Source organism: Cloacibacillus sp. (assembly GCA_036655895.1).
Lineage (GTDB): Bacteria > Synergistota > Synergistia > Synergistales > Synergistaceae > JAVVPF01.
The window spans coordinates 19,398-41,280 of the sequence record JAVVPF010000005.1; the positions used below are offsets into that span (position 1 = coordinate 19,398).

21 protein-coding genes are annotated in these 21,883 nt (G+C 53.7%); 9 read left to right on the top strand and 12 right to left on the bottom strand.

Features of this window, described 5'->3' with window-relative positions; all coding sequences use genetic code 11:
- Positions 1 to 160 precede the first annotated feature (160 nt).
- Entirely contained in the window at positions 161 to 508 is a 348-nt protein-coding gene (locus RRY12_02810) for a cupin domain-containing protein (GenBank protein ID MEG2183585.1), read from the bottom strand.
- Between the two features lie 261 nt (positions 509 to 769).
- On the opposite strand from RRY12_02810, the gene RRY12_02815 reads away from it, so the two are divergent.
- Positions 770 to 1,837 carry a DUF362 domain-containing protein gene (locus RRY12_02815; GenBank protein ID MEG2183586.1) on the top strand — a complete coding sequence of 356 codons (1,068 nt, stop codon included), beginning with the start codon at positions 770 to 772 and terminating at the stop codon, positions 1,835 to 1,837.
- A 48-nt stretch (positions 1,838 to 1,885) separates the two neighbouring features.
- Here the strand turns inward: RRY12_02815 and RRY12_02820 are convergent, their stop codons facing one another.
- Together RRY12_02820 and RRY12_02825 are read right to left on the bottom strand one after the other, a co-directional pair.
- Positions 1,886 to 2,455 carry a manganese efflux pump MntP family protein gene (locus RRY12_02820; GenBank protein MEG2183587.1) on the bottom strand — a complete coding sequence of 190 codons (570 nt, stop codon included), beginning with the start codon at positions 2,453 to 2,455 and terminating at the stop codon, positions 1,886 to 1,888.
- Positions 2,456 to 3,553 (bottom strand): AI-2E family transporter, encoded by a 1,098-nt coding sequence (locus RRY12_02825; protein MEG2183588.1) that lies wholly within the window; start codon positions 3,551 to 3,553, stop codon positions 2,456 to 2,458.
- A gap of 138 nt (positions 3,554 to 3,691) precedes the next feature.
- On the opposite strand from RRY12_02825, the gene ftsZ reads away from it, so the two are divergent.
- The 3 genes from ftsZ to RRY12_02840 all read left to right on the top strand — a co-directional run bounded on the left by ftsZ (position 3,692) and on the right by RRY12_02840 (position 6,369).
- Positions 3,692 to 4,999, top strand: a complete 1,308-nt coding sequence (gene ftsZ / locus RRY12_02830) for a cell division protein FtsZ (protein MEG2183589.1) — start codon at positions 3,692 to 3,694, stop codon at positions 4,997 to 4,999.
- A 266-nt stretch (positions 5,000 to 5,265) separates the two neighbouring features.
- Complete coding sequence (locus RRY12_02835; protein MEG2183590.1) at positions 5,266 to 5,766, top strand: putative metallopeptidase; 501 nt, start codon at positions 5,266 to 5,268, stop codon at positions 5,764 to 5,766.
- Positions 5,767 to 5,973: 207 nt separating this feature from the next.
- Positions 5,974 to 6,369: a hypothetical protein gene (locus RRY12_02840; GenBank protein ID MEG2183591.1), complete on the top strand. Its 396-nt coding sequence runs from the start codon at positions 5,974 to 5,976 to the stop codon at positions 6,367 to 6,369.
- 27 nt (positions 6,370 to 6,396) lie between these two features.
- On the opposite strand, the gene RRY12_02845 is transcribed toward RRY12_02840, so the two are convergent.
- A complete protein-coding gene (locus tag RRY12_02845; GenBank protein ID MEG2183592.1) occupies positions 6,397 to 7,059 on the bottom strand; it encodes a YigZ family protein in 663 nt (220 codons plus the stop codon).
- On the bottom strand, positions 7,044 to 7,544 hold the full coding sequence (locus RRY12_02850) for an HIT domain-containing protein (GenBank protein ID MEG2183593.1): 501 nt from the start codon (positions 7,542 to 7,544) through the stop codon (positions 7,044 to 7,046). Before RRY12_02850 ends, RRY12_02845 begins: the two co-directional genes overlap by 16 nt.
- A gap of 158 nt (positions 7,545 to 7,702) precedes the next feature.
- On the opposite strand from RRY12_02850, the gene RRY12_02855 reads away from it, so the two are divergent.
- Together RRY12_02855 and RRY12_02860 are read left to right on the top strand one after the other, a co-directional pair.
- Entirely contained in the window at positions 7,703 to 8,398 is a 696-nt protein-coding gene (locus RRY12_02855; GenBank protein MEG2183594.1) for a lipid-binding SYLF domain-containing protein, read from the top strand.
- A gap of 141 nt (positions 8,399 to 8,539) precedes the next feature.
- Positions 8,540 to 9,238, top strand: coding sequence for a lipid-binding SYLF domain-containing protein (locus RRY12_02860; protein ID MEG2183595.1), 699 nt, complete (start codon positions 8,540 to 8,542; stop codon positions 9,236 to 9,238).
- A 105-nt stretch (positions 9,239 to 9,343) separates the two neighbouring features.
- Here RRY12_02860 and RRY12_02865 read toward each other — a convergent pair whose 3' ends face one another.
- Positions 9,344 to 10,696, bottom strand: coding sequence for an aspartate aminotransferase family protein (locus tag RRY12_02865; GenBank protein MEG2183596.1), 1,353 nt, complete (start codon positions 10,694 to 10,696; stop codon positions 9,344 to 9,346).
- 239 nt (positions 10,697 to 10,935) lie between these two features.
- On the opposite strand from RRY12_02865, the gene RRY12_02870 reads away from it, so the two are divergent.
- The 3 genes from RRY12_02870 to RRY12_02880 all read left to right on the top strand — a co-directional run bounded on the left by RRY12_02870 (position 10,936) and on the right by RRY12_02880 (position 14,987).
- Complete coding sequence (locus tag RRY12_02870) at positions 10,936 to 11,583, top strand: GntR family transcriptional regulator (protein ID MEG2183597.1); 648 nt, start codon at positions 10,936 to 10,938, stop codon at positions 11,581 to 11,583.
- 371 nt (positions 11,584 to 11,954) lie between these two features.
- The gene (locus RRY12_02875) at positions 11,955 to 13,136 is read left to right on the top strand and encodes a saccharopine dehydrogenase C-terminal domain-containing protein (protein ID MEG2183598.1); all 1,182 of its coding nucleotides are present in this window, start codon (positions 11,955 to 11,957) and stop codon (positions 13,134 to 13,136) included.
- Positions 13,137 to 13,493: 357 nt separating this feature from the next.
- The gene (locus RRY12_02880) at positions 13,494 to 14,987 is read left to right on the top strand and encodes an amino acid carrier protein (GenBank protein ID MEG2183599.1); all 1,494 of its coding nucleotides are present in this window, start codon (positions 13,494 to 13,496) and stop codon (positions 14,985 to 14,987) included.
- 129 nt (positions 14,988 to 15,116) lie between these two features.
- On the opposite strand, the gene RRY12_02885 is transcribed toward RRY12_02880, so the two are convergent.
- The 6 genes from RRY12_02885 to RRY12_02910 all read right to left on the bottom strand — a co-directional run bounded on the left by RRY12_02885 (position 15,117) and on the right by RRY12_02910 (position 21,862).
- Positions 15,117 to 16,154, bottom strand: a complete 1,038-nt coding sequence (locus tag RRY12_02885; protein ID MEG2183600.1) for a hypothetical protein — start codon at positions 16,152 to 16,154, stop codon at positions 15,117 to 15,119.
- Entirely contained in the window at positions 16,151 to 18,211 is a 2,061-nt protein-coding gene (gene ppk1, locus RRY12_02890) for a polyphosphate kinase 1 (GenBank protein ID MEG2183601.1), read from the bottom strand. Before ppk1 ends, RRY12_02885 begins: the two co-directional genes overlap by 4 nt.
- Before the next feature lie 177 nt (positions 18,212 to 18,388).
- Positions 18,389 to 19,045, bottom strand: coding sequence for a hypothetical protein (locus RRY12_02895; GenBank protein MEG2183602.1), 657 nt, complete (start codon positions 19,043 to 19,045; stop codon positions 18,389 to 18,391).
- 300 nt (positions 19,046 to 19,345) lie between these two features.
- Positions 19,346 to 20,101 carry a phosphate ABC transporter ATP-binding protein gene (locus RRY12_02900; GenBank protein MEG2183603.1) on the bottom strand — a complete coding sequence of 252 codons (756 nt, stop codon included), beginning with the start codon at positions 20,099 to 20,101 and terminating at the stop codon, positions 19,346 to 19,348.
- 1 nt (position 20,102) lies between these two features.
- Positions 20,103 to 21,029, bottom strand: a complete 927-nt coding sequence (locus tag RRY12_02905; protein ID MEG2183604.1) for an ABC transporter permease subunit — start codon at positions 21,027 to 21,029, stop codon at positions 20,103 to 20,105.
- Complete coding sequence (locus tag RRY12_02910; protein ID MEG2183605.1) at positions 21,026 to 21,862, bottom strand: ABC transporter permease subunit; 837 nt, start codon at positions 21,860 to 21,862, stop codon at positions 21,026 to 21,028. Before RRY12_02910 ends, RRY12_02905 begins: the two co-directional genes overlap by 4 nt.
- Between the last annotated feature and the right edge of the window lie 21 nt (positions 21,863 to 21,883).

Sequence of the window (21,883 nt, forward strand, 5' to 3'; positions counted from 1 at the left end):
AAGAGCGATATCGTCCGCAAAAACCGCGTTGCTCACATTCTTATACACATTATGTGTATAAGAATGTAGATAAGTACGTGGATAGACGGCATCTGCCGCCGCGCTTTTCTTTATAAAGCGGGGCAACTTCTTCCGCTTGTTGTTTAAGCGAACAACTGGCCTATGAACGTTTAGCGATAGCGGCTCCGATCTTAAGCGTCTCCGCTTCCGTGTTTTCTATGCCGTGCGAGTTGCCGCGGCGGCACAGCAGTATGTCCCCCGCCTTTACCGTTCTTTTTTCGTTCTCTTCGCAGTAGAGGCCGCTTCCAGCCATAATGAAGTAGACCTCTTCGTTGTCCTCGTGCTTGTGGTAGCCGATCGACGCGCCTGGTTCAAGTTCGAGCCGCGTCGTCATTATGAAGGCGCCGTTTGTGTCAGGTATATCTATGGGGAAGGCAAGCGCGCGGCCGTTTCCCGTTCCTCCAAGTTTTTCCCTCTGTATTCCCTCTTCCTGATTTTTCAATATCATCTCTGTCGCTCTCCTAAAATTCAAGATAATGGCCGATTAAGGCAGTCAATAACTAAAATTATATTTAAAAAGGCCGGCTTGTCTATTAAAATAAGATAAGTTATGTGTGAAATATAATTGACTAATATTGATTAAATTTGGGCCGGCAAGCAGCATGATAAAATATACCAAGACTGGGCCGTGTACGGCCCTTTGTGAGGAGAAATGGATATGTGCGATAGCTCTAAGGTATACTTTACAAATATGCGGGCGGCGCCAGAGATGAATCTGCTTCAAAAGCTTGATATGCTGATGCGCAGGGCCGGGATCGAAAAAATCAGCTTTAAAAATCAGTTTGTCGCGATAAAAATGCATCTTGGCGAACCAGGCAACATCGCCTATCTTCGCCCGAACTACGCAAAGACCTGCGCGGACCTTATAAAATCGCTTGGAGGAAAGCCCTTTCTGACGGACAGCAACACCCTCTACGTAGGACGCAGAAAGGACGCGCTCGAACATCTTGAGGCGGCCTATGAAAACGGGTTCAATCCGTTCTGCACCGGCTGCCACGTCATCATAGCCGACGGACTGAAAGGTTCGGACGAGGCGCTTGTTCCGATAAAGGGCGCGGAACTTGTGAAGCAGGCGAAAATAGGCCGCGCTATAGCCGACGCGGACGTCATTTTTTCACTGACGCACTTCAAGGGGCACGAACTGACGGGCTTTGGCGGCGTCATAAAAAATATCGGAATGGGTTCCGGCTCGCGAGCCGGAAAAATGGAGATGCACTGCGACGGAAAGCCCTCCGTTTCGGAGGATAAATGTATCGGCTGCGGAAGATGCGCGAGAAACTGCGCGCAGCACGCGATATCCTTTTCCGGCGGCAAGGCTGCCGTAAAAGAGGACAAATGCGTCGGCTGTGGCCGCTGCATCTCGGCCTGCCCCTTTGACGCGATCTCAGAAAACAATTACAGCAGCAACGAGAATCTCTGCAAAAAGACGGCGGAGTACGCAAAGGCCGTGCTTGACGGAAAACCTTCCTTCCACGTAAGCATAGTGGTGGACGTAGCACCCTTCTGCGACTGCCACGCGGAAAACGACGCTTCGGTGATTGCGGACATCGGCTTTTTCGCCTCGTTCGACCCTGTGGCGCTCGATCAGGCCTGCGCGGAGGCGGTCATGGCGGCGCCAGCCGTCTGCAACACCTATCTTTCTGAAAAAATAAAGGAAAACGGCGTGGACGGCGACAACTTCCACGCGATGCACCCGTCCACGCACTGGCAGACGATGCTTGAGCACTGTGAAAGGCTAGGCGTGGGAACAAGAAAATATGAGCTTATAGAGGTATAAGCTCATATTAAATTTAAATTTTTGACGTGCGGCTTTGGTTTTTGTTTTTTACATAGCCTGCACGTCGAAGATTATTTTTGCGGCTATCAAAAGCAGCACGGCGCCGCCGAAATATTCAGCGTTCTTTCCAAAGCGCTCGCCGAGCCTTTTTCCGACGAGCGCGCCTATTACCGAAAGCGCGAATGTTATGACGCCCGCAATGACGGATAGCCTCCATGCGGAACCGCCGGTGCTTTCTATTGAAAAGCCGACGGCGAGCGCGTCAAGCGACGTGGCGAAAGCAAGCAGGATGACGTTTTTCACAGTTACAGTCATACAGCTGTTGGCGCACCCGTCCTGTTTGCCGGCCTCGCGTATCATGCCTATCGCCACCCAGACGATGAGCGCGGCGGCCATCCACGGCGTCCAGCTCCCGAAAACGCCGGAGGTGTGTTGCGCTATCTGGCCGCCAAGAAGCGGCATGAAAAACTGAAAGCCGCCGAAGGCCGTCCCCAGTATGAGCGCCTCGCGCTTTGTCAGATGTTCGTGACAAAGCCCAAGACAGATAGAAACGGAAAACGCGTCCATCGCAATAGAGGCCGCGGTCGCTGTTACAGCGAGATTTTCAGAAAACAACATCTACCGCTCAAGCCATCTTTTTTTGTATAGATCGCAGACAGAGACGAAAAGCACAAGCACAAGAGGGCCGATGAAAATGCCAAGAAAGCCCCATTTTATCAGGCCGCCGAAGATGCCAAGGATTATGAGCAGCGTCGGTATCTCATGTTCTTTGGCGCCGCCCCCGCTTATTAGAAAAGGCCGCAGCACGTTGTCCGCTACGCTTACGACGCAGGCGCCCCAGATAAACAAAAAGACAGCCTGTTTCGCGTCGCCGGAAAGTGCGAGGTAGAGAGCGCCTGGCCCCCATACAACCGCCGTTCCCATCGGAAACATTCCAAAAAAGAACATCAGCATCCCAAACAGCGCGGGACTGCCGAGCCCGACGAACCACCAGCCAAGAGCGCCAAGGATGGCCTGCGCCGCAACTGTAAGGATTGCGCCGTAGATTATAGAGTTCATGATAGAGGCCGTCCTTGTGAAAAAAGTTCCCTTTTCATCCTCTGAAAGCGGCACGATCTCCATTATCCACGTTATTATCCTGCCTCCGTCCCTTATAAAGAAGAAGGAAACCATCAGAGTAACCATCGTGCTGAACAAAAAAGAGGAGCCCTGTTCTATGACGGAGGCCGAAAGCGAGCTCAGCGCCTTTGCGCCCCACTGCGCGGCGCCGCTTAAGAGGTTCTTCACCGCCGCCGAATTTTCTAAAAAGGACCGGATGTAATCAGAGGCCCAAAGAGGCATCCACGCCGGAGGGTCGATACTCTTTCCTGAAAAGGCCTGCGCCTGCAGCGCCGATAAAAAATGCGTCAGCTTCACGCCCATGCCGGCCGCCTCGCTTCCGAGCGTCGTGATTATATAGGCCACGGGCACGACGCAGAGAATAAGCAGTACAAGAAGCGTAAGCATCGCGGAGAGAGTCTGGGCGTGTCCCCTTAACATTTTTTTATTTATAAAATGAAATATCGGCATCGATACAAACGAAAGCATCGCGGCCCAAATTATTGGAGAGGTCATAGTTGACGCCACATCCCACGCAAGCAGCGCAAAAAAGCTGAAAAAAATCAAAAACGGCAGATTTTGTGATATAAAATTCTCGTTCCCGCACTTAGTACTCATATAATATTGCCTCCACCAATGCTATAATATAAACGGAGTTTATTATACATCAACCACTAACAGAAAGAGGTGGGTGTTTTGAGCATGCCTGCAGAGGAATTATCTTATCGTGATGAAACGGAGGCGGCCGTCCCCCGAATGGAACATAAACCTGAAGAAAAAGCACAAAAAAAGGCAGGCATTTCCGCAGAAAGCCAGGCCTTCTTTAAAAACGCAATAAAGATCATAGCGATCGGCGGAGGCGGCGGAAACGCGCTGAACCACATCATCTCCCACGGGATAGACGGCGTGGACATGCTCGCCGTCAACACCGATATACGTTCGCTCGACATGTCGCTGTGCAGCGCAAAAATCGTGCTGGGCGAATGCGCGACGAAGGGGCTGGGCGCCGGCGCGATGCCGGACGTAGGCGCGAAGGCGGCGCTTGAATCGCTTGAGGACATCCGTTCCTACCTCAAAGGCGCAGACATGGTCTACCTTACGGCCGGAATGGGCGGCGGCACTGGCACGGGCGCAATCCCGATCATAGCGCGCGCCGCGAAGGAGATGGGCATCCTCACTGTGGCGGTGGTCACAAAACCGTTCTCGTTCGAGGGCAGACGCCGCGGCCGCTACGCCGAAGAGGGCATCTTAAAGCTTTTCCCCGAGGTCGACGCGCTGATAGTCGTCCCCAACGACAGGCTTCTTGACATGGCGCGCGCAAATACGCCGATAACGGAATCATTTGCCCTGGCCGACGAGATACTGCGCCAGGCGGTGCAGGGAGTCACCGACCTTGTAACGCGCCCCGGCCTGGTAAACGTCGACTTCGCCGACCTTAAAGCGATTATGAAGAGCGCCGGACATTCTGTGATGGGCATAGGCTCCGGCACAGGCGAGGAGGCCGTCGTCAAGGCGGTCAAAAACGCGCTCGAAAGCCCGCTCATGGAATGCTCCATGCACGGCGCAAAAGGCGTGCTCATGAACATCACCTACAAAGGCGAGCTTCCGCTCTATGAAATAAGCCGCGCCTCCGAAATAATAGAAGACGTTAAATCCACTGACGCAAACTTCATCTGGGGCTGCATCGAAGACGACACCATAGCAAACGACGTAGAGGTGACGCTTATCGCGGCCGGCTTCGACGACGTTGAAAGCTGCACGCCGTGTGCGCCGAGCGTTCCCAAAACGGTTCAGGCCGCGCCCACGATGCGCGTAAGAACGCAGCCGGCGCGCCGCGCGGAGCCGGAAGCGCCGCAGGTGCAGACGGCCGAGGTCTGCGAGCCAGTCCGCGCGCCCATAAAAGAGACGCATACGCCAGCGTGGCTGCGCGAAGACAACACAATAGCCGAAGACCGCGCCGCGGGAAACAAAAGACCGGCAAACAACAGCAAGGTCTCGACCTATGACATCTACGAAAGTCCGGCCTTCGCAAGAATGGGTCACAAACTCAAAAAACAGCAGTAGTCGGCTATGCGGCATAAATCAATAAGATGAAAGAAGGGCCCCGCAGGGGGCTCTTTTTTTCTGTCTTCTGTCTTCTGTCTTCGCGCGCGGCGCGGTGTTTTAAGATAAGTCAGTATAAATCAAAACTAATATACACATTTTTTATGTGGATATAGTGGATAAATGGCCTAATTATGGCATATTTGCCGCGGCGGACAGATGGTATAATAAACGAGCTTCAAGACGGCGCACAAAAGGCGCAAAGCTGTACTGACGGAGGGGTCAAAATGTCCGCAAAGGTAGATTCGGAATTCGATTACGAAATATGTTCAAGCAAGATCCGGCCAATAGCCGAGGCCCTCATAAAAAAATATGACGAGCTGCACCACATTGATATAGATAAGATCCTCTTTGTGGTGAATCATAAGAGCGCCGGCAGCAAAAAGCAGATGACGCTTGCGAAGACCAGCAAAATATCTCCAAAATGGACGGAGCTGCTCTATCAGCTCGGCTCATGCAGCTATTTTTATATGATAGAGTTCTATTCAAAGACTACGGCCGCGATGGATGAAAACCAGATGGTGGCGCTCGTCTACCGCGAACTTCGCCGCATAGGGCCGGAAGGAGAGCTGCTGACGCCTGACGTTCACGACTGGTGGCAGATACTTATGGGGCTGGGCCGCAAATGGTTCTACCCCGACAGCAGCTGTCCGAATCTGCTGGACGACAACGTTGACTGGCGAAAACTGATGGGCACCTACTACGAGGAAAGCCGCGACGCAGAGTAGCGGCGCCCGTTCGTTTGCGCAACGATTTGACTGTTATCAAACAAGCTCCCGCACGTTTACGGCGGGGGCTTGTTTTTTGACGCGGCTTTAGTTTGAATAGGCCTCTTCACGCGCCCGCGCATAAGCAAAAGAGCCTTGAGAAGAGAGACCTTCCTCCTAGAATTTTGTTTATGATTTTATAAACATGAGCGCTGGGAGGAGTCTACTATGAAAACAATAAAAATGAGGGGAATAACGGCGGCGGTCGCCGCGCTGCTTTTGCTGGCCGCGGGGCCAGCCTGCGCGTGGCAGCAGGGCCCGCAGCCCTGGGCTGGAATGGGCCCGGGCCCGGTAAGGCTAAATCCGTCGATGCCTATCATGCACGGCGGCTATTACGGTCCCGGCGCGGGAAACCCTTGGATGGCGGGAGGCCCCGGCCCCGCAGTCTATCCCGCACAACAGACGCCCTACTTCGGGCGCCCAGGATGGATGGGGCACACACGTCCCTATCCGCGTCCGTACTATTATTACAATAACAGAAACAACGGCAGCGACGGCGGAAAATTAATGCTCGGGCTTTTAGGCGGAATGATTTTGGGCGGCATAATCAGCAACAATAGTTGATGAAGCGACGCTCAGGCGGCGGGAGCGTTACGCTCCGCGCCGCCGTTTTGGTCTTGTAAGCGGTGTGTCGGACCACAGCATCGCAGTAAGCAGCCCTCTTTCGCGCAGTTCTTGCAGCGTCTGCGACATCTCTTCCCGCATGAAGACCGGCGCTTCAAGGCGCGCGGTGACGTCGCTTTCGTATTCCCAGCTTACGCAGTCATCGGCAAAGCCCCATTTTCGCAGAGTGTTCGTCAGCGTCTTTGAAAAATCATAGCCGCAGTGCAGCGTGAGGTCGTTGTAAAACTCCATCTCGGCAGCGCCCGCCTCCTCGACCGCAAGTTCGGCCGCGTGTTTGTAGGCGTCGATGAGGCCGCGCACGCCGAGCTTTATTCCGCCGTAGTAGCGCGTTACGACAAGCAGCGTATTTGTAAGCTCATATTTTTTGAGCACGCCGACAATAGGACGCCCCGCCGTGCCGGCGGGCTCTCCCGCGTCCGAACAGTGTTCAAGGGGATCCTTCACGCCTATCCTGTAGCCCCAGCAGTGATGGTTTGACTTTGGATAAATGAGCGGGAAGCCCTTTATTATCTCCGCCGCGGCCTCCGCGGAGGCCACCGCACGCACGGAGCCGATGAAGCGGGAACGCTTTTCCGTGAACTCAGCGTCCGCCTCGCGCAGCGGCGCGCGAAAGGTTATATCTTCGCCCATGTCTCTTTCAGGCGCCCATAGGCCGAGGCGAGCGACTCGGAGACGACGCGCACGGAGCCTATGACCGGCATGAAGTTTGTGTCTCCGTTCCACCGCGGTACGACGTGCATGTGCAGATGCTGGTCGATTCCGGCGCCCGCCACCTTGCCCAGGTTCATGCCGATGTTGAAGCCGTGCGGCTGCATAAGCTCAGTGAGCGCCTTTACAGATTTCTGCACAAGCGCGGTCATCTCCGCCAGTTCCTCCGCGGTAAGTCCGGTTATGTCCGCCGTGTGGCGGTACGGCACCACCATCAGATGCCCCGGGTTGTACGGGTATGCGTTCAAAATGACGAAGCAATATTTTCCGCGTTCGACGATGAGCCTCTTTTCGTCCTCGTCCAGCTTCGGGAATTTGCAGAAGATACATTCCTGTGAGCGCGGTTCTTTATCGTCCGAGTTTGATAATATATACTGCATTCGCCACGGAGCAAAAATTTTATCCATTTTCAGCGCGTCCCTTCATAGTTTATTTCACGCGGCGCATGGCCGTATACTAATTATATTTGTTTTTACGGTTTTTGACGCGCACTCTTACATAACATGATAATATAAACGAACGTAAAGGTGCGTCAAAATCAATAGTTAATATGAGGAGGATCATTATGAGGATAGGAAAAAGGATAACGCTTTTTGCTCTGGCGGCGCTTTTGGTCTTCACCGCGGCCTCTGCCGCATTTGCGGAGAAAGCTCATGAAAGACGCATCAGGCTCGCAACCGACCTGATAAATAAAATGGCGGCGCAGGACGATTCCGGTTCGCTTGCCGACGTCATAAAGTCCGGCAAAGGAGTGGCCATCTTTCCTGCCGTAACGAAGGCAGGCCTTGGCTTTGGCGGTCAGACCGGAGAAGGACTTGTATTCATCAAAAAGGGAAACGGCTGGACGGGGCCTGCTTTCATGGGGATATCCGGCGCCTCTGTGGGCTTTCAGATAGGCGTTCAGTCCGTTGGACTGGTGCTTGTAATAACGAATGAAGAGGGGCTTCACGCGTTTACCGGCGGCAACAGCTTCAAGCTCGGAGCGGATGTAGCCATCGCCGCGGGCCCCGTGGGACGCGACGCCTCCGCTGCAACCGACGGACGTGCGAAAGCCTCGATCTACAGCTACTCGATAGCGAAAGGGCTGTTTGCCGGAGTCTCGATAGAGGGCTGCGTCATCAACCAGAACCGCGACGCAAACCGCGCCTACTGGGGGCGCGACATGTCGGCGGCAAACGCTCTGAAAAAGCCGGCGACGGGAGCCAAGGTGAGAGGGCTCATCCAGGCGCTCAACAATCTCCAGAAAAAGGCTCCGAAATAGACGGGACTAAGTAAAACAACATAGCCAAAAACAGGCACAATCAACGGGCGGTGAGGCGTATATTTCCCTCGCCGCCCCTTCGTGTTGGTGTAAAAATAAAGACGTTTAAAATACAGACATCACCTCAGGAGGTACTTGATAATGAAGAAAATTTTCGCGCTTTTGGGCGTCATCATCGCGCTCACCTTTACGGTCATTCTGGAAGACGCGGCAAACGCCGCGGAACCTCTTTACATGAAGAGGATAAATCTGGCGACGCAGCTTGTAAACGAAATGTCCCAGCAGTCCGACGCGGCGGCGATGGCCTCCGCCATCAAAGACGCAAAGGGCATCGCCCTCTTCCCGCACGTTACAAAGGCTGGGTTCATCTTCGGCGCGGAAGACGGACAGGGCCTTGTGCTGCTCCGCACACCAAACGGAGGCTGGACCGGCCCCTCCTTTGTCGGCATATCTGGCGCGTCGTTCGGCTTCCAGGCGGGAATTGAATCAATAGGCCTGCTTCTTGTCATCAACAACCAAAAGGGACTCACCGCGTTCACCGGAGGCAACAGCTTCAAACTCGGAGCCGATGTCGCGATAGCGGCTGGGCCGATAGGCCGCAGCGTAGGAGTTGGCACGAACGCTCCGATGAAGGCTTCGATATACAGTTATTCCATGACCAAGGGCGTCTTTGCCGGAGTTTCCGTCGGCGGCTCCATCATCAACCAGAACCGCGATTTGAACCGCGCCTATTGGGGAACGGCCATCTCCGCGCAGAAGGCGCTCTCAAAGCCCGCCAAAAATGCAAAGATACTCCCTCTTATCCAGGCGCTCAACAGCCTGCTGACACAGGCGAAATAACAGCGCGGTCAAAAGCCCGTTTAGCTGGCGCGTCTCATATAATTATAAGGGAGGCCCCCAAAGGAGGCCTCCCTTATTTTTAGATTTTTATGTAAAGCCGTGAGGCTAGAAATGCCCTTCCGACTTCATTTCCTTGAAGGTATCCTCAACTATATTGAGAACCTCAGTAAATTCTTCCTTTGTATGCTGCAGGCAGGGGCAGTGGTGCAGACCGTTCGACGACGTGACATAGAGTCCGCGGCAAAGGAGTTTATTTGCAAATACCTGGTATTTTTCCTTATCCGCAAAGGCGGCGTAATCTCTGACGTCGTTTATAGCCTCTTTTTCAGTAAAGTAATACTGAAGCATTGGCCCGCAGCCCTGCACGATAACAGGAATATTTAGATCCTTGATTATCTGCCTTGATCCATTTATGAGCGTTTCTCCAAGTTCGCGGATATGTTTGTATCCGGCGCAGTCGTCTTTCGTCATTTCCGTCATGTTCACATAGGAGACTTCCATAGGCAGCCTCGCCGAGTTAAAGGTGCCGTAGCTAAGCGCCTTGCCCCACTGCATCTCCTGCATATATTCTTCTCTTCCCGCAATGGCCGAAACTGGCAGTCCCGCGCCCAAGGCCTTTCCGAACGTGGAAATGTCAGGGTTTAAACCGGCCATATCCTGATAACAGCCGTTACCGTAGCGGAACCCGGTTACAACTTCGTCCAAAATGAAGAGTACGTCGTTTTCCTTCGCTATCCTCTGAAGCCCTTCAAGATAACCCTTCTTCGGAAGAATGACACCAACGTTTGCCATTATCGGCTCTGTGATTATCGCGGCAAGCTCGTGCCTGTGCGTTTTAACCGTTTTCTCAAGGACCTCGAGATCGTTCCAGGGGCATATCACAAGATTTTCGATGTGCTCCTGCGGTATCCCTGAACCTTCGACCATCTTCACGGGATCCATTTTCGCCCCCATGGTATCTACCGGACGCGTGTGGCAATTTGCCAGAAGGCCGTCATACCAGCCATGATACTGTCCCTCAAACTTGAGGATCTTTTTCTTTCCCGTTACCGCGCGCGCAAGCCTTACCGCCATCATGACAGCTTCCGTGCCGGTATTGCCAAAACGGACCTTGTCCGCGTTTTTGATCATGCTGAGGAACTTCTCGCCGCATTTTACTTCGATTTCTGTGCAGGCGGCAAAGTGCGACCCGCCTTGAATTGCCCGCGTTACAGCCTCCACGATTTTAGGATGCCCGTGTCCCATGATGTTGGCGCTGAAGCCAAGCATCAAATCTATATATGAGTTCCCGTCTGCGTCAACCACCGTTCCACCCTTGCCGTCCTGAATATAAATCGGATAGGGCTTACACGTAGCTATCCCGCGGGAAGGAGAATTAGCGCCTTCGACAAAAACCTTCATCGCCCTGTCAAAAAGCTGCTTCGATTTTACATTTCTTTTTTCGAACAATTCATACACTTTTCATTCCTCCTACTATACTATTTCCGGCCCATGGTTCTTGTAGGACATGTTCTTCATGTAGCACATGATTGTTATATACCCTTTTTTTATCGTTGTCAACATGGCGTCTCTTTTTATTTCTTGACACCTAGGCTAATTACCAGATAATATGAGGTGTACGTGAGATGACCCTGGCTCAACCACAAAGGCCTCGGCGGGTGGAGTACATACTCTTTTCTAAGGCGGTGAATTGGCTTTTGAGTACAGATTATCAAGCAATGGGCTCCACCGCGGTAGATAGTATCTACTCGGAGATACGGAAGAAAATCATTTGTAAAGAGCTGCAAAAGGGCCAAAGACTGGCCGAAACGGCCATCGCAAAGGAATTTAACGTAAGCAGGACTCCGGTGCGCGAGGCGCTGCGGCGCTTGGCAAATGACGGGCTTGTAAACATAATACCTCGTTGGGGAGCGCACCTTGTTTCGCCGACGCAGGAAGAGGTCACCGATACCAGCATGATGCGGCGTGTACTGGAGGAGCTTGCCATCAAGAAGGCCGTCCAGCTCATTACCCCCGTTTATATCTACAAGCTGCAGGAACAGATCCTCCTTGAACAAAAAGCGGCCGAAGAGCATGACGTCGACGCCTATATCGCCGCAAACAACAATTTCCATTTGGTCATCGCAGAAGCGTCAGGAAGCAAAACGCTTTTGGAGCTGCTGGAACAGGTGCTTGCCAAAGTTGTCACGCAGCTGCTCTTCTTTGACGATTCTTTGTTTAAATTTGACACGAACCCGACTCTCAACCAGCACAAAGAGATTGTGAAGGCGCTTGAGTCCAGAGATGAAGAGCTCTGCGTCAAGTTAATAAAGCAGGATATATATCCCTGGTCGCAGGAGCAATAGAGGTCCGCTTTACAGCAGCCTTGACTCAGCAAAGCCTATAGTTTTTATTTCTGGGCGTTTCCGCGTGAAATGCCCATCTTTTCTTTTATGCCTCCTACATATTCCATTCAACTATTTTAAAGACGCCGCGCCTCGCAAAAGAGCGGCCGCCTCTTTGCCCGTGCGGTGCCGCGCTGAAAGCCTCTCTCCAGCTCGTAATATTTTTATCCGATTATCTATATTTTCAAGATTATTGAAAACACTTGACAAGCAAAATAAGGATGTGTATTATGTTTTCATGTAGAGCATGAAGTACAGGTACTACAGGTAGCAACTAGAGGCATTTTTTAATAGCGGATGCTATTGGAAAAAATTTGTGAGGAGGTAGTAACATGGCAGCAAAGAAAAAGGCACTTCATATTGGCGCAGGTATGGTAGGTCGTTGCGTAGTTCACAACTTGCTTCCTTATTTCGATGTTCGCGTGCTCGATATGAGCGACGAGAATTTGGAAGAGGTCAAAAGGCTTTATCCTTCTGTTGAAGTAGTGAAGGGTTCTGCTCTCGATAAGGATTTTGTCGGCAAGGTATCTGAGGACTGCGATATCATCACAGCCGCAATGCCCGGGACCATAGGTTATAAAGTCACCAAACTCGCTATAGAACTTGGAAGAAAAATAGCCAGCGTTTCCGCTATGAACGGCCGTTCTGATGCAGCTTACCATGAAATCGGCCTCGCCACAGGCGGCCTCGGTATCTCCATGGTCGGCTTTGAACCCGGAATGAGCAGCTTCTTCGCCGGCCGCGGGTATTCCAAGCTGGATACCTGCGAGGAGATGTACCTCTATGTCGGCGGCGGACTTCCCATCAAACCGCGCCCGCCCTTCAACTATTTCACAACCTGGTCGCTTTATGACAACATCAACCAGTTCAACCAGCCCGCAATGGTTGTGCGCGGCGGTGAAACACAGCGCATCCCGGCTCTCAGCGAGGTCATGCCCTTTGAGATAGAGGAATACAAGAACCTTGAGTGCTTCACCAGCGACGGACTTGGCGGACTCTTCCGCTGCTTCAAAGACGTGCCTGAAATGGCAGCCTATACAGTCCGCTGGCCCGGAATTGCGGACCAGATGCGTTTCCTCAACGACCTTGACCTCTTTGACGAAGAAGAGCGCAGGCTCGGCAAGGTCGATCAGGTTCCCCGCGACATCCTGATGGATATTTTTGGCAAGAAATACCAGAGACAGCCCGGCGAAGCTGACATGTCCATCTTGAGGATAGTCACAAAGGGCCTTAAGGGCAACGACCGCATCACATATACATTTGAAATCGCGCAGAGAGAGATACCGGAGACTGGCTACACGTCAATGGCATGGACGACGGCGACGACATGCGCCATCTTCGCGCGCGCGATGGTCGACGGCAAACTTACGGGCAAAGGCATCCTCAACTGCGAACAGCTCGCAAAGGACGACGCGTTCTATGACTGGGTGCTGGAAGAGCAGCGCAAGCTCGGCATGTTCTATAAAGAGAAGGTCGAGATCGAAAAGAACGCAAAGCTCTGGGACAACAAATAGCGCCTTACGCACGCAGAAGCTTTAAAAAATAGATAAAACACTCTGTGCAGGGCTCTCAAAGAAAGCCGGCGAAGTAGCCGGCCCGAGCCCTGCACAGAAATAAAAAAATGGAAGCCTTTCACTGTGTGACTGGCTTCTAAAAGAACAAATCTTATTGATTCCACTATCCAAAGACCGCAAATAAAAGACCACGCCACTTTCCTCAGCTCCGGTTTTTGAGTTTCAACCTCTTCCCACATGTCCGACTCGTTTTACAGGGAGCCGGCTTACCACGCCCGCTCCTCGCTCAGTTGGTTTCACAGTGTTATTTGTTTTTGCGCCATTTGTTCGACAAATAATCAGGGGGTGTATTTTTATATGAATATCGGGGATCAAGTCCAACATGTGCTTGAATATGTAGCATGGACAATATTATGGAATAAGTATTTTGCTGTAATGTTCCTTGTGCTGGGGCTATATCTTACAATAGGCCTTCGCTTCTTCCAGTTTCGCCGTTTTGGGGATATTATGCGCAACACGGTCGGGACACTGTTTGTTAAAAATGACGGCGCAAGGAAAAATGGCGACAGCAAGGTTTCGTCCTTCGGCGCCTTTGCTACGGCTCTTGGGAGCACGGTGGGCAACGGAAACATTGCGGGAGTCGCAAGCGCCATCGCGTTAGGCGGCCCCGGCGCCATATTCTGGATGTGGATGTGCGCTTTTGTCGGCATGGCGACGAAGATGAGCGAGATCGTCCTCACCCAGACCTATAGACAGACGGACAACACCGGCATTCCCCGCGGAAGCGCGGCCTACTATATCCAGAAGGGGCTTGTCGAAGAAAAGGGCTGGAAATGGTGCAAAGTCCTTTCCCTCATTTTTACAACGGCGATGCTATGCGCCTTCTACTTCACGCCCGGACCGTATGTCGTAGCTGAATCTATTCAGGCCGGATTCAACCTTTCCCCCATGGGCGCGATCGTTTTCTCTTTCATCTATGTAATATTACAGTTCACCATAATTCTCGGCGGCATAAAGCGTATAGTCAAGTTTGCCGAAAGCGCCGTGCCCTTTATGGTCATAGCCTATTTTGGCGTAGCGATCTTTATTTTCCTGAGTGATATCCCAGCTACGGTCGAGGCGTTTAAACAGATTTTCTACTATGCGTTCAAACCGGCGGCCGCGATCGGCGGATTTGCCGGAGCCAGCATCATGATGACCCTGCAGGTCGGCGTCGCAAGAAGCGTTTACAGCAATGAGGCCGGCTGGGGAAGTTCTCCCATCATCCACGCCGCGGCCGACGTCGACCATCCTGCGCGTCAGGGGATGTGGGGCGCCTTTGAAGTGTTCGTCGATACGATAATCGTCTGCACGATCACCGGTTTGATCGTCGTCATAACGGGCGTATGGCAGACGGGAGAGGGCGGCGCGGGTTCCGTTGGAAAGGCGCTCAGTCAGGTGTTCGGGCCCATCGGCGGAATTACTTTGGCCATCTTCATCTTCGTCTTCTCGCTTACAACTTCAACGGGCTGGTACTCCTATCTTGAAGCTCTTGTAGGATATCTGACCCGCGACAAACCAGCCGCCGTCCGTATGAAGATCGTTAAATTCATTACGTTTACAGGCCCGCTCTTCGGCCTTGGCGCCACGATGTTCTTCTTTGCGCACGGCACCGTGCCGGCCGTAGCCTGGATGGTTCTTGACATCCAGTCCGCGATACCTGTCTATGTCAACGTTATCGCGCTGACGCTGCTCTCGCCTGTCATCTTTAAAAAGGTCAGGGAATTTGAGACGGATTTCCTTGATCCCGAACGCGTGGCTCGCAAAGAGCGCAAGTCCGCGGGGAAAAAGGCAGACGAAGAGGCGGCGTAACGCAGCCTTCGCAGAGAACCGCATAAAGCGGCAAAAGATCATAAAAGTTAAAAGGAGAGGCTCTCATGGCCTCTCCTTTTAATTGGCTGCGCAGGTTGGTTTCAGGCGCGCTTTGCACGGCTCCGGCCTTTATTTTGCGGGCGCAGCCTTTTCTGCGGTTTCAGTTATCTCCGCCGCCTGAGCGGTTTCTGGCGTTTCGATGGCTGGGAGGACGGCTGAAGGCTGGGCCTCCGGCTGATGCTGGTGCTTATGGGCCTTTTTGTTGGCGGCGGCCGCTTCGTTTTTCTTTGCGCGCAGCATCGAGATGATGCCGTCGGCAAGCCCCACCTGCGGCACTATTATCGTAGGCGCCAGGCAGAGTTTGCTGATACTGAGGAATATTTTCAGCGCCGGTACGATGACGTCTGCGCGGTAGGGGTTCAGCTTGAAATTTCGTATCCTCTCCTCAAAGCTCATTTTTTTCAATGTGTCATAGAGCATTTTAAGCTCGATACGGTCTATCGGCTGTCCTTCGCGTTTGTTGAGCAGCTTCTGCGCCTTGTTTATGTTGCCGCCTGAGCCTATTATCGTAAGTCCGCTGTATTTTTCGCCGATTTTTTTCATCTCAGCCTTGAAGAGGTCGTGGTCTTCGTCTTTTACGGCGTTGTTCAGTATTCGCACAGTGCCGAGCCGGAAGGAACGCGATTCGGCGACATGGCCGTCCGCGTATACGACCACCTCCGTACTGCCGCCGCCTACGTCTACGCGGAGGGAGTTCTTCCACGCCTCGCTTCCGGCGCAGGCCTCGCCCGCGGCGTATATTATCTCAGCCTCTTCGAGTCCGGTGATTATCTCTATTTCGATGCCGCTTTTTTGCTTTATCTCCTCCATGACCTCCGTGCCGTTTTTCGCCTCGCGCATGGCACTTGTGGCGCAGGCGCGGTACTCTGTGACGCCGAAGGCCTTCATGGTGTGCGCGAAGCCCTGCATCCCCTCGCAGAGGATGCCCCGCCTTCTCGCGCTTATTTTCCCGTCGGTGAAGACGTCTTCGCCAAGGCGCACCGGCAGGCGCATAAAGGCGACTTTGCGGCATTTTTTTTCGTCACAGGTCGGCTCTATGCTGCATATCATGAAGCGTACCGCGTTGCTGCCTATGTCAATGGCAGCTATTGTGTTCATATCTCTCATTTTTCATCACTCTTTTCCGCCGTTTTTTTGTAAAATTCATGAAGCGCCAGTTGGGAGCGGCATTTTTGTTCTCCGATGGGCTTTACATATTCGTTTGCCCCGAAGACCGCCATATCGCGCGCCTTTACGTTGTCGCTCCACTGCAAGTCAAAGACCTTGTTCAGCTGCCTGCGTATCGCGGGGTCGAAGATTGGAACGCCGACCTCTATCCTTCGGCTTAAATTCCTCGTCATCCAGTCGGCGCTCAGGATATACATTTTTTCCGCGCCGCCGCCGCCGAAAATTACCATTCGCGCGTGTTCAAGATAGATGTCGACGATGCTTATCACCCGGATGTTTTCGCTGAGCCCTTCGACACCGGGCTGGAGAGAGCAGGCCCCGCGCACTATAAGGCTGATCTTAACGCCGGCGCGGCTTGCCTTATAGAGTAGATTTATCATTTCCGGGTTGGTAAGGCTGTTGAATTTCGCCTTGATGTAGGCGTTTTTGCCTTTTTTCGCCAGCTTTATCTCATTTTCAATAAGTTCCTCAAAGCGTGAGCGCATGTTGTAGGGCGCGACCAGAAGCTCTTTGCAGGACATCGGCGTGTGCGAGATGATAGAGTCAAACACCGCGCGCGTTTCGGAGACGACCTCGCGCCGCGTCGTAAGCAGGCCGAAATCTGAATATATCTTTGCCGTCGATTCGCTGAAATTGCCAGTGCCGATATAGGCGTAGCCTTTCAGGCCTCCGCGCTCGCGGCGTTCGACCAGTATCAGCTTGCAGTGCACCTTAAGCCCGGCCACGCCGTCTATGACGCGCACGCCGGCGCGCTGAAGGATGTCGGCGTACTCGATGTTCTGCCCCTCGTCAAAACGCGCCAGCAGCTCGATGATGACGGTGACGCACTTGCCGTTCTTCGCCGCGCCAATGAGCGCGTTTATCACCTTGGAATGTTCCGCCGTCCTGTACAGCGTGATCGCGATGCTTTCCACCTTTGGGTCGATGGCGGCCTCCCGCAGAAAATCTATAAGGTGGTTGAAGGTATGATAAGGAAAATGCAGCATCACGTCGCCCTTCGCAATGACCTTCAGAATGCTGGAGAACGGCGCGATGGCCGGATGGCGCATCGGAGCGGGCAGCTTTTCTTCAAGCCGGTCGCAGACGCGCGGAAACTTCATAAGGTCGTGCTTTAAGTGATAGCGGCCGCCCGGGTCGAGCGACGGGCCGCCCTTCAGTGAAAGCTTTGAGACGATCAGCGAAAGCAGATCCTCCGGCATCTGTCTGTCATAGATGAGCCTCACGGGATTGCCGCGGTATCTGTTTTCTATGCCCTCTTCCATCTTTTCCATCAGGCTTTTGGAGATATCGTCGTCCAAGTCTATCTGGGCGTCCCTGACGACGCGGAAGGTGTGGGCCGTTATGGTTTCGCAGTTGAACATAAAGAATATCTCCCGCAGGCAGAGCCGTATGATGTCGTCGATATAGATTATGTCTTTCTGTCCGGGAGCCGAAGGCAGCTCCACAAAACGCGGGCATGCGCTGCTGACCGGTATATGTATGAAGGCGAAGCGTTTGTTTTTTGACTTTGGCCCAGTCATTTTCACGCCGAGGTAGATGCCCCCGTCGCTTAGAAAGGGCATCGTCGTCGTCTTGCGTATCAACACGGGAACGATGCGCTCACTGATGACGGATGAATAATAGTCTACGCAGAACTTCTCCTGCTCCTCCGTCAGCTGCCGCTCGTTCACTACGCGTATCCCTATTTCCGCCATCTCTGCCAAGATGCCGTCGTAGGCGGCGTCAAATTTTTGCTGCGATTTCGCCATCAGCGCGTATATCTGCGGCAGCGCCTCGGCCGCGGCGCGTATCTTGGCAGCCTGCCCGCCGCGCAGCCCCTTCATGCGGCTCATGCGGATCAGCTTCGCTACGCGCACCTTTACAAATTCGTCCTGGTTATTTGAAAAAATCCCAAGGAACCTGAGACGCTGCATAAGCGGAACGTCGCCGTCCTGCGCCTCCTGCAGCACCCTGTCGTTGAAAACCAGCCAGCTCAGCTCCCTGTTGTTCATTATCATTAGAGTATCCTCCCCCGCGTGGGGCACAACGTTAATGTAGCCATTACCCCATTATCTTAAGGCCGCGAAGGAAACGCAAAGTTAAAAGAACGTAAAATTAATGTTAAATTTATGTATTTTGCGAAAAAACCAACCAACCACGCTCAAAGAAAGGAGCTCCCGCGTTATAGTGCGCTATCAGTGCAACCGGCTTATGCCGTTTGGGGTTGCGCTTAGCACTTCGGGGAGTTTGTTCAGTTCCTCGATGAAGGTCATGGTCTGTTTGTCTGTTTTTGAGCGCAGGTGGAGCATTATCAGCATTTGCGGGGGCACGGAGGCGTCGGCCACCGGCGTGAAGGTCTGTATTATCTCCGCTGCAGCTTTGGCGGCGGTGGTTTTGGCCGTTTTTTTCATAGAGCGCTCTGCGCGTTTTTTATCCGCCGCATATTGCTCTGCCAAGACGCCGCTTTTGAGGACTACGAGCGCTTCGCCCGGCGCGTATTGCGGGGCGGCTTCTTTTTTTGCACAGAGCGCGGCGCGGGCGTATTCCGCGCCGGTGACGGCCCCTTTTGGAGCGCGGACGCCGTCTTTTGCGTGAATGCATAGCGACATGACCTTGCCATCTTTGAGGCCGGCGTAGTTCCACCATTTTGTCGCCTCGTCATAGAGCAGCACGAAGCCTTCTTTATTTTGTATCCAGTGCGCCCGCTCGTCGCCGCAGTTTTTTATTGTAATGGAGCTTCCGTCCGGCTGCATTGGGGTGCGTTCCATGCGGAGGTCCGCGCCTGCGAATGCCGGCGTCACGAAGGCCGCCGTAAAGAGGACGGCCGCCAATAATATCAGTCTGATATTCATTTAAGCCGCTCCTTTCACCGTTGTCTTTTTGTAAATAGATTTCGCGCGCTGGCCGCGCGCGGCCATTTTTTAAGATTCCGCCGTATCTACAGTCTATTCCAATAAATTGATGAAATCAAGACGGAGCCTCTTATATTGCGCAGGGGTGACGGAAAGGCGGCGTGATGTTTATATAAAAAACGAGGCAAGCCGCCCGTGAGCCATGGAAAGGGGCGGCTTTGTTATGGGGCAAATCGCCCGTTTTGTTTAAAATTTCGGCGCCGCGCTGGTTTTGCGCCGTCCTTCGTTTAAGGCCGCTTTCTACAACAGCGTCTCCAGAAAGGCCTCGCCCTCTTCTTTTGGCAGTTCGTCTTTGCTAAGTTTTTTTATTATTCGGCCTTCGCCCATGACGATGAAGTGTTCACCAAGTTTTTTTGCCTGGGTCAGGCTGTGCGAGACCATTATCATGGGGATGCGTTCTTTTAATTTCATCAGGTGTTCTTCTATCAGCTCTGTTGATTTTCTGTCCAGCGACGCGGTCGGCTCGTCAAGCAGCAGCAGGTCGGGCTCCATCGCAAGCGTCCGCGCGAGGCAGAGGCGCTGCTGTTGACCGCCCGAAAAACTTGCGGCGCGCTGGTTCAAACGGTCTTTTACCTCGTCCCAGAGGCCGACTTCGCGCAGGCTTTTTTCCATGCGGCGCGCCGCCTCCGCGCGCGAAAGGCCCAGCACCAGCTCCAGCGGCATCGTTATGTTTTTTGCAAGAGAAAGCGGCAGAGGGTTTGGCGTCTGAAAGACCATTCCGGCGCTGCGGCGGATGTACGTTAAATCCGGTGCGTCGCTGCCGTAAACGTTTGTCAGCGCTCCTCCCAAACGCACCTGGACCGAGCCGCCGCCTTCGTATCCGGGAAAGCTTTCGTTTAGGCGGTTCAGCGAGCGCAGCAGCGTCGTCTTTCCAGAACCGGAACGCCCAAGCAGCACCGTGACGCCCTCCTTTGGAATATCGGCGCTTACGCCGCAAAGCGCAGGCTCTTTATTGAAGGCCACCCAAAGGCCATCTATCTTGGCGCAAAGTTCCATCTCAATTCCCCCTGAATCTGCGTTCCATGCCGCGCTGGCAAAGCCACGCGGCGCCCATCAGCGCCGCCGAAAGCATCAATAAAACCAGCGACGCGCCGAATCCGCGCAGCAGTTCGCTTTCGTCTGCGTACTGCGCCGCCGTATAGTATATGAGAAAGGGCAGAGCCTCAAACTTTGAGGCAAGCCCCGCGGGAAGCCCTGAATTTACTACGACGCCGGTGAGCATGATCACGGCGGTGTCCTCTGCGGCGCGTCCCATGGCGAGCATGACGCCGCCCAGGATGCCGCGCGCCGCGGCGGGAACGAGAAGCCGAAGCATTATCGCGTTATGCGAAAACCCAAGCGACGCGCCGGTGATCTCAAGCATCGGCGGCAGGCTTTCTATCGAGGCGCGCGTCGTGACGACAAGCGCCGGCATGACGAGCAGCGCGAGGCAGAAGGCGGCGAGCGCGATGGAGGTTGTGGCGTCGGGCGCTATGGTTCGGCGCAGCGCTATGATGAGCACGAAGCCGAAAAGCCCCATCACGATCGACGGGACGCTTGCCAAAAGCTCTATGCCGGAGGAAAGTGTGCGCGCGAGGCCGCTTTCGGAATAACGGGCGAGGAAGAGGCCGCATCCGATGCCAGGGACAAGCGCCATAAGCATTGTGAGCGCCACAAGGCAGAAGGTTCCGGCGAAGGCTGGCCATATCCCCTCCCATACCGGAGCCGCGTGAAAAATGGCTTCAAGGGGCGGCGTGTCGCCGAAGAAAAGTCTCACGTCAAGCGTCTGAAATCCCTGCTGGAAAATGAAGAAAATGAGCGCCCCGCAGCCTCCGGCGACTACGGCGGCGCTTGCAAAGGCAAGCGCTTTCAATGCGTAAAATTTTATCCGCAGCGTTGACCGCGTTCTTTTTTCTTTAGTTATCTTAGTTAGCAGCTTTATCATTCTTCGCCGTCTCCTCTTAACGATCGCAGGAGCAGATTTGCGCCCGCGCTTAACGCAAGCAGAATGCCCCCCGCCACGAACAGCGAATAGTAGGCCGTCCCGCCAACGTCAGACGAGAGCGCAAGGCCGATGTGCGCGGTGAGCGTCCTGAATGATTCTATAGGCGAGCCGGGGTACTGCACCGCGTTTCCGGCAAGCATCGTTGGTATCATCGTATCTCCCGCCGCACGCCCGAAGCCCAAAAGAGCGGCGCCTCGCAGCCATTTTCGTGATGCGGGCAGCACCACCCAGACGAAATTTTCAGCCTTCGAAAGCCCCAGCGCCGCCGCGGTAAGAGAGGTTTCCGCCGCCGTCTGTGCGGCTGCGCCCTCCATAGCGATCGCCATTGTAGGCGTTATGAGCAGCGACAGCACCAGAGTTGCCGTAAGCCACGAAAAGCCGGAGCCGCCAAAGGCGTCTCGGATGAGCGGCACCAGCAGGAAGACGGAGGCGAAGCCAAATACGACGGTGGGAATGGCGGTCATTATGCGCAGCAGCGCCGAAAGCAGCGACGCGCTCGTTTTTCCGCCAAATCCGTGTATGTAGCAAAGACAGCCGAGCGCCAAAAGCCATCCGATGATGAGCGAGGAAAAAGAAAGCGCAAGGGTGGCCGCAACCATCGGAAGAATACCGAACTGCTGTGAGTCTGGCGCCCAGACAGAGGAAAAGAGCGTGGGGCCGCTCATAAAAAGCCCCTCCGCCGCGCAGAATATTATAAAGACGAATACTGTGGAAAGCAGCGCCGTCACGTAAAGCGCGGACGCCGAAAGCCACAGCGGTTTTTTATCGTTCATTACGGTATGGGGCCGCGGTTG

Bases quoted from the DNA above. Each gene is read 5' to 3' on its own strand.
- RRY12_02815 (MEG2183586.1), top strand. From the start codon at position 770: ATGAATCTGCTTCAAAAGCTTGATATGCTGATGCGCAGGGCCGGGATC.
- RRY12_02845 (MEG2183592.1), bottom strand. From the start codon at position 7,059: ATGGGCGAAGATATAACCTTTCGCGCGCCGCTGCGCGAGGCGGACGCT.
- RRY12_02910 (MEG2183605.1), bottom strand. From the start codon at position 21,862: ATGAACGATAAAAAACCGCTGTGGCTTTCGGCGTCCGCGCTTTACGTG.
- RRY12_02905 (MEG2183604.1), bottom strand. From the start codon at position 21,029: ATGATAAAGCTGCTAACTAAGATAACTAAAGAAAAAAGAACGCGGTCA.
- RRY12_02855 (MEG2183594.1), top strand. From the start codon at position 7,703: ATGAGGATAGGAAAAAGGATAACGCTTTTTGCTCTGGCGGCGCTTTTG.
- ppk1 (MEG2183601.1), bottom strand. From the start codon at position 18,211: ATGATAATGAACAACAGGGAGCTGAGCTGGCTGGTTTTCAACGACAGG.
- RRY12_02860 (MEG2183595.1), top strand. From the start codon at position 8,540: ATGAAGAAAATTTTCGCGCTTTTGGGCGTCATCATCGCGCTCACCTTT.
- RRY12_02885 (MEG2183600.1), bottom strand. From the start codon at position 16,154: ATGAGAGATATGAACACAATAGCTGCCATTGACATAGGCAGCAACGCG.
- RRY12_02810 (MEG2183585.1), bottom strand. From the start codon at position 508: ATGATATTGAAAAATCAGGAAGAGGGAATACAGAGGGAAAAACTTGGA.
- RRY12_02850 (MEG2183593.1), bottom strand. From the start codon at position 7,544: ATGGATAAAATTTTTGCTCCGTGGCGAATGCAGTATATATTATCAAAC.
- RRY12_02895 (MEG2183602.1), bottom strand. From the start codon at position 19,045: ATGAATATCAGACTGATATTATTGGCGGCCGTCCTCTTTACGGCGGCC.
- ftsZ (MEG2183589.1), top strand. From the start codon at position 3,692: ATGGAACATAAACCTGAAGAAAAAGCACAAAAAAAGGCAGGCATTTCC.
- RRY12_02820 (MEG2183587.1), bottom strand. From the start codon at position 2,455: ATGTTGTTTTCTGAAAATCTCGCTGTAACAGCGACCGCGGCCTCTATT.
- RRY12_02875 (MEG2183598.1), top strand. From the start codon at position 11,955: ATGGCAGCAAAGAAAAAGGCACTTCATATTGGCGCAGGTATGGTAGGT.
- RRY12_02835 (MEG2183590.1), top strand. From the start codon at position 5,266: ATGTCCGCAAAGGTAGATTCGGAATTCGATTACGAAATATGTTCAAGC.
- RRY12_02825 (MEG2183588.1), bottom strand. From the start codon at position 3,553: ATGAGTACTAAGTGCGGGAACGAGAATTTTATATCACAAAATCTGCCG.
- RRY12_02840 (MEG2183591.1), top strand. From the start codon at position 5,974: ATGAAAACAATAAAAATGAGGGGAATAACGGCGGCGGTCGCCGCGCTG.
- RRY12_02900 (MEG2183603.1), bottom strand. From the start codon at position 20,101: ATGGAACTTTGCGCCAAGATAGATGGCCTTTGGGTGGCCTTCAATAAA.
- RRY12_02880 (MEG2183599.1), top strand. From the start codon at position 13,494: ATGAATATCGGGGATCAAGTCCAACATGTGCTTGAATATGTAGCATGG.